At 41.9% G+C, this 6,740-nt stretch carries 5 protein-coding genes and 1 pseudogene; all 6 read right to left on the bottom strand.

The features are described 5' to 3' along the window. Positions 1-63: 63 nt before the first annotated feature. Entirely contained in the window at positions 64-606 is a 543-nt protein-coding gene (locus RQ763_RS08300; RefSeq protein ID WP_314152319.1) for an RBBP9/YdeN family alpha/beta hydrolase, read from the bottom strand. Continuing rightward, positions 603-3,659 (bottom strand): CusA/CzcA family heavy metal efflux RND transporter, encoded by a 3,057-nt coding sequence (locus tag RQ763_RS08295; protein ID WP_314152318.1) that lies wholly within the window; start codon positions 3,657-3,659, stop codon positions 603-605. Before RQ763_RS08295 ends, RQ763_RS08300 begins: the two co-directional genes overlap by 4 nt. Before the next feature lies 1 nt (position 3,660). After that, positions 3,661-4,758 (bottom strand): efflux RND transporter periplasmic adaptor subunit, encoded by a 1,098-nt coding sequence (locus RQ763_RS08290; RefSeq protein ID WP_314152316.1) that lies wholly within the window; start codon positions 4,756-4,758, stop codon positions 3,661-3,663. Next, positions 4,751-5,914, bottom strand: coding sequence for a TolC family protein (locus RQ763_RS08285; RefSeq protein ID WP_314152315.1), 1,164 nt, complete (start codon positions 5,912-5,914; stop codon positions 4,751-4,753). The genes RQ763_RS08290 and RQ763_RS08285 overlap by 8 nt, the downstream gene beginning before the upstream one ends. 51 nt (positions 5,915-5,965) lie before the next feature. After that, positions 5,966-6,286 carry a hypothetical protein gene (locus RQ763_RS08280; protein ID WP_314152314.1) on the bottom strand — a complete coding sequence of 107 codons (321 nt, stop codon included), beginning with the start codon at positions 6,284-6,286 and terminating at the stop codon, positions 5,966-5,968. 3 nt (positions 6,287-6,289) lie between these two features. Beyond that, a pseudogene (locus RQ763_RS08275) lies at positions 6,290-6,740 on the bottom strand (glutamate--tRNA ligase); the annotation flags it as partial.

Raw genomic sequence — 6,740 nt, 5'->3', positions numbered from 1 at the left:
CGCCATGGCACAAAACGAAGTTTCTTTAGAAAAGCTTGCCTCATTCGAGGCAGAAAATTGTTATTACTGCGAGATATTTTTTATCTCTTCTAGCATCCAGTGCCACTCGCCGTAACCGCTGTCTCTGTTTATATGTCCTGCATTCTCTAAAACCATCATCTCTACACCAAGTGCCTTTTGAAGCGCTATTGCCTCATCCTGAGACATGTAAGGGTCGTTCGTCGAGGTAATAAGCATCTGCTTTTTTGCATAAAGTTTTTTAGGAACACTGCATGGAAAAAAGCTCTCCAGCTCCTCTATGTCGCACTCCAAACTTGGAGGAACAACAAGAAAAAGGTTTTCTATCTCCTCTATTTTGCCCTCATTGCAGAGATGAAACCAGAGTGTATTTGCCAGTGAGTGGCAAATAACAATGTCTGGTTTAAAATCGTCCAGTTCTTTGGTTAACTCAACTAACCACTCATTTTTGTTTGGAAAGTCAACGTTGCTAAATTTTAAAAAACTGACACAACCGTAATTTTTTGCAATCTCAGATGCCAGCCAACTCTGCCAGTGCGGGAAATCGCTCCCGCCCCAGCCATGAAGGATTAAAACTCTTTTCCTCACTCTTTATCCCTATTGAAAAATAGATAATATCCGGCAGGCAAAACAAGCAGAGTCAACAAAGTTGAGCTGATAATGCCGCCTGTGACGACCACTGAGAGCGGATACTGAATCTCACTCCCCACTCCTGTTGCCGCAAGTAACGGAATTATACCAAATAGTGTGGTAAAAGCCGTCATAAGAACAGGACGAAGTCTAAGAAGAGCTGCATCTTTTAGTAAAGTTTTAAGCTTCACATCCACAAACTGCTCTCTCAACTCTTCAATGAAGCTCACAAGTACGATACCGTTTAAAATGGAAATCGCAAAGATGGCCAAGAAGCCGATAATCGCCGAAATCGAGAGATATAAACCGCTTGCCACAAGAGCTATAATGCCGCCGATGAATCCAAAAGGGACATTCATGAAAATCAGCACCGCTTTTGAGAGAGAATTGAACGCCGTGTATAAAAGAAGGGCTATTATAAGCAGTGTAATGGGTATGATAATCATCAGTTTTTGGGTTGCTTCTTGCATATTTTTAAAGTCTCCAGCCCAGCCGATGTAATAACCCGTAGGAATTTCTACATTCTTCTTAATAAGAGCATCCGCCTCCTTTACGAACGAGGCAACGTCACGCCCCTCAACTTCCATGGAGAGCACCATATATCTGCTGAGATTTTCTCTTTTTATAAATGATGGACCCTGCTTTAGGGAGATATCGCATAGCTGCTCCAAAGTTACTAAAGCACCGCTTGAAGAGCGAAGAGTTACCGCCCTTAGAGACTTTATATCTTTTTTGGCATCTTTTATTTTTACAGCAATTCCGAATCGCTTGGTTCCCTCTATCATTTGGCTTACGGGCTCTTCTGCTATGCCGTTGCGCACAATTTGCATTACCTCCTCAACGGCGATGCCGTAGCGAGAGAGAGCCAGATAGTTTGGAGTTATATCTATCTGTGCTTGTCCGAGCTGCGATTCAACTTCTACTCCCTCCAAGCCTTCAACCGAACCGATGTTTTTCTCAATATCTTCTGCTATGGAGGCTAAGATTTTTTGGTCTTCACCGTAAATTTTAACGGCAAGTTCGGCTTTTACACCCTCTAAGAGCTCCTCTATTCTCATCGCTATAGGCTGAGTCGGAACAAACTGTACAAACTCAAACCTATGCTGCAAATCCTCGCTCATCTCATGCGTTAGAAGTTCAAGATTTTTGATGTTTGGTTTGAGGGTTAAGAGAACTTCCATGTAGTTTGCCTGCGCTGTTTCTCCCTTTTCACTTCTTCCTATCATGGAGAGGACGGAAGTTACTTCATCGGGATAGTTTTGCAAGATGTGGTTTTCAATCTCTGCCGCACTCTTTATTGAGCGCTCAAGTGCCGTTCCGGGGATAGCAATAACGCGATACATAATAGACTCCTCATTTAACGAGGGCATAAACTCCCGCCCCTGCCCAAAGAGAACAAAGATTGAAGCTAAAAAGAGCATGGCTGTTGATAAGAGTACAGCCTTGGCATGTGAGAGTGAAAAGGTTAAAAGAGGCGTGTAGACTCTTTTAACAAAATGTATAAAGCGATTATCTTTTGATCTGTTTGGCTTTAAAAGCAGAAGAATCAAAACAGGAGTAAGAATAAGAGCAACCAAAAGTGACGCCAGCATGGTAAAGACAATGTTTAATGCCATGGGAGAGTAGAGTTTTCCGGCAAGTCCATCAAGACTTAACAGCGGTATAAAAACGGCAGCGATAATCAAAATAGCAAAAGTTATAGGCTTTGCAACCTCTTTTGCCGCCTCTGCTACAACGCTTAGTCTTTTGGCATCGGGAGTAATTGAGAGTTTTCTGTAGCTGTTCTCCACTATGACGATTGTTCCATCGACTATCATTCCGACGGCTATGGCTAAGCCGCTGAGGCTCATCAGGTTTGCGCTGACTCCAAACTGCTCCATCGCTAAAAACGTGATAAGCAAAGAGAGCGGAAGCGATAAGATAACGATAAACGCGGAGCGGAGTTCAAAGAGAAATAGAAACAGAACAACCATTACCAAAAGTATGCCGCTAAAAAGAGCAGAGTAGATGGTGTCCAGTGCCTTGTTCGTTATATCTGTTCTATCGTAAATGGCTTTTATCTCTACGCCTTTTGGCAAAACAGCGTTGATTGTAACGATTTTCTCTTTTATATTTTCTACAACCTGTTGCGCATTTGTTTGGCTTCTTTGCAGAATCATCCCCATAACAGCTTCGCTACCGTCAATGCTCACGGCTCCAAAACGCGGTGAAAAATCCTCCTCCACAGTCGCTATATCTTCTATAGTCACGGCTTGCCCGTTTTGAGATTTTATAACGCTGCGTCTGATGTCATCGAGAGTTTTGTAGAGCCCGGCTCCACGGATGAGATACTGCTCTGAGTTAAATTCCAGATACTGTCCGCCTGCCGCCTGATTGCTTTTTTGCAGTGCCGTAACAATCTCCCCGAAAGTTACGCCTATATTTTGGAGTTTTTTGGTATCTACCAAAACGCTATACTGTTTTTCATACCCGCCCCAGCCGATAACCTCCTCAACGCCGCTAACGCTTTTAAATAGCGGTGCAACCGTGTAATCTTGAAGTTCTCTAAGCTCTGAGAGCGAATACTCTTTTGTAGTGTCGTGGAGCTGATACCAAAAGACTTGACCAAGACCCGTTGTGTTTGGTCCAAGTTCTGGCTTTCCCCAGCCATCAGGAATATCAACGCCGCCAAGTCTCTCCGAGACCAGTTGACGCAAAAAGTAGATATCCATCTCATCTTCAAAAAAGATGGAGACGTATGAGAGACCAAAGAGGGAGTTGCTCATAATCATTTTAACGCCTGCCATACCCGAGAGAGCCGATTCTATGGGGTAGGTAATGAGTTTTTCAATATCCTCCGCAGAGTTGCCCGGGCTCTCTGTATAGATAACTACCTGTTTTGGAGTTATGTCGGGAAATGCATCTATGGGTATCTCTTTATAAGCCTTGAAACCAAAAGCGCCAAGGGCAAAAAAGAGGAGGATGACCAGCGCTTTATGCTGAAGTGATAAGTCAATAATTCTATTTAACATCTCAGTGCCCATGCTCGTCAAGTGATGATTTGAGTATCATTGATTTTACGAGATATGAATCCTCGCTTGCATATTTATCTCCGACATTTAATCCATCTACTGCCACAAATAGATCATCTTGCATAATAATCTTTACGACTTTTGGTTCAAATAAAACCTCTTCTTCGTCATTATCGTGCCCTTCATGCTCATCTTTCTCTTTTTCATCATGCTCTTTTGGAACAAAAACAACCCACTCATTATTAAAAAATGCAAGAGCAGATTTTTTGACGCACACATACTCATTTTTTGCATCAAAATAGAGAGTCGTCGGGATGTATGCATTGATGAAAAGATTGTTTTTTATACTGTTTATGGGTGAGAGCAAAATAATTCTCTGCGTCTGCAGATCAAGTTCTGGCAATATTTGCGTTACGGATGAGCTTATTCTTTCCCCATTATAGACTGTAACTATTTTTTGCCCGATTTTCACCTCGTTCGCATAGCTAAGAGGCAGATATGATTGCAGATAGTAGCTCTCTCTTTTTGTGATGCTAACGATTGGAGTCTGCTCATTTACCGAAGAGTGCAATGGCTGGAGTATTTCTGATACTGTGCCGTCGGTGTGGGCTTTTAAGATATACTCGGAGGAAGCTTTTTTTATATTTTGGGTCTCAATGCCAAGGGATGCAAGCTGAGATTCAAGAGCGCTCAGTTTTGAGAACATTGCATCTTTTTCAATGCTTTGTCTATTTAAATCCACAGAGGAGAGCAGCCCTTTTTCATAGAGTTTTTTCGTTGTAGCGTAGTTGTTGCTAAGAGAGTTGTAACGCTCCATTAAGGAGAGATACTCGGCACTCATGCCGGAGAGCGTCATTGAATCAATGAGTGCAATCTTATCCCCTTTTTTGACCTTGGCAGCAGGTTTTACATAGTACTCTTCAATGTGTCCGCTAAGTGATGACATGATTGAGTGTTTTGTGTTTGAGAGCTGTACTATCTTTGAGTTTAGTGTAGCAGAGGGTGAAAATTTTTTCATCTGCGCATGTTCAGTCTGTATTTCTGCTGCAAAAAGAGAGCTGCTAAAGAGCAGCAAAAACGTAAGAGTTTTATTATTCATTGTAGTCTCCTAAGAGGTAGTTTTGTGTGATGATATTTCTTTCTTGAGCGGTTCGTATATTGATGAGCTGCTCCTGTGTTTTTATAAGTCTGTTTTTTATATCTTGAAGTTCCAAAAGGTTTACATTTGCAATCTTGTACCCCTCTTGAAACATTCCAAGAAGCTCCTCTTCATCTTTTAAAATCTTCTCGTTAGATTTTTTAAGATTAAGAAGGGCACTGTTCTCAAAAGAGAGCTGTTTGAGTTGAAGGTTTATAGATTTCTCTTCAAGGGCGCTTAGATGAGAGAGCTGTTTTGCTTCAAGTGTTGCAATTGAGCTCTCTTCATCTTTTTTGTTAAAAATCGCAAGAGGAATAGCCACTCCGACTCTATATATATTCTGCTCCGGCTCCTTCTCAAATTCTGCATTCAAGTTTACCCACTCAAGCGCATTTTCATAGAGTTTTGCACCGCTTGCAAGACTCTTCTGCTCATTTTCTAAAACAAGCAGTTGCGGGTTTTTTCCTCTGTTGTTTTTTAAGATAAAGTTGTGAGAGGTCTCGAGCGATATCTCTTCACCTATCGCGGCAATCTTTAAGAGTTTATAGTACTGGTTTTTTTGTTCGAGCACTAAACTCTCAAAATCAAAATTGAGCATATTTAGCTCAATCTGTGCGCGCAAAAACTCCCCTCTTGATATGCTTCCTGCCTCGTATCTCTCTTTTGAGATGTTATAGATATCTTTGGCAATCTCTAAAGATTTCAAGCTTAAATCTCTCAGACGGACAAGATGAACGTATTTTAGATACTCCAAAGAGAGAGTGCGGATAAACTCTGCACGGGTAACTCTCTGTTTTGACTTTTGCAGCTCTATATTTGCCCTGCCTAGCTCCTGTTGTTTATCGCTGATTCCGTGTAGGCGAATCGGCTGAGACAAAGCGGCACGATAGCCGTTTTCGCTTCGGGCGCCATCTGGCTTAAATGATGAAAACTCCAGCTCAAGAGTCGGGTTCTCATAACGATTGCGAATTTTTTCTTCTTCTATTGTCTGCTCTATTTTGATTGATGATGCTTGAAGCAGGGGGCTTGATTTTATAGCCGTCTCTAAAAACTCATCAAAGCTTTGTGCCCCTAAAATCGAGCACACTAAAATAGAGATAAATATGCTTTTTTGCATAGTAAATCCTTTGAGTTTGGTATAAAATAGTTTGTTTTTTGTTGTGAAGATTTAAGCTATAGGGGGTTTTAGGAAGCGAGGGTTGTAGTGAAATTGGTAGCTCTCTTGTTTAAACAGTGGGGTATCCAGAACAAGATTCGGTACTATTTTTGGTTCTGTCTCTAAAAGAATGTATGGCAGATGAAGTTCATAATGCAGATCGCAAATATCAAAACCGCCGGCATGCGTGTGCGATGAGGCGTACGTAAACTCGCCTATGTACTCTTTGGCGTTGTGTGTGTGCTCATCAACCGCTTCAAAAACAAAATCATGCACTGCCGTAATGCTAAGCATAAGCAAAAGTAGCAGATGTATGAGTTTTGTTTTTTTCATAATTTATGAGTGCTTGGCAATAGTGTTTGCGATGCGCAGCATAGTCTCATCTCTGCCTATAATCGCCATAACGCTATCAAGCCCCGGACCGCTCAGTTTGCCCAAAAGTGCCACTCGCAAAGGCTGACCGATTTTTCCAAAGCCTATCCCCATCTCATCAACGACCTCTTGCATAAGGTGGTGATAGTCGCTTGGAAGGTGAAGCTCTTTTGCGGCAGATACTTTTGCGCCAAAAAGATTTAAAATTTCCAGCGCATTGCCCTTTAGCGCTTTTTCTACGGCTGTTTGCTCATAGTAAGTCGGAGTGGTAATTATCTCATACACAAGGGACGCCATCTCTTTTAGAGTCTTTGCGCGCTCTTTTATGGCATCAAGCAGAATCTCTTTTTTATCGTGTGAAGTCAGAAGCAGACCATACTGTTCAAGAAGCTTTGCTAGCTCGCTGTTTGGAGTG

Origin of the sequence: Sulfurimonas sp., from assembly GCF_032250635.1 — a bacterium.
GTDB lineage: Bacteria > Campylobacterota > Campylobacteria > Campylobacterales > Sulfurimonadaceae > Sulfurimonas.
Note: the sequence above shows the minus strand (reverse complement) of the source record. Positions and strands in the feature narration are given on the sequence as shown.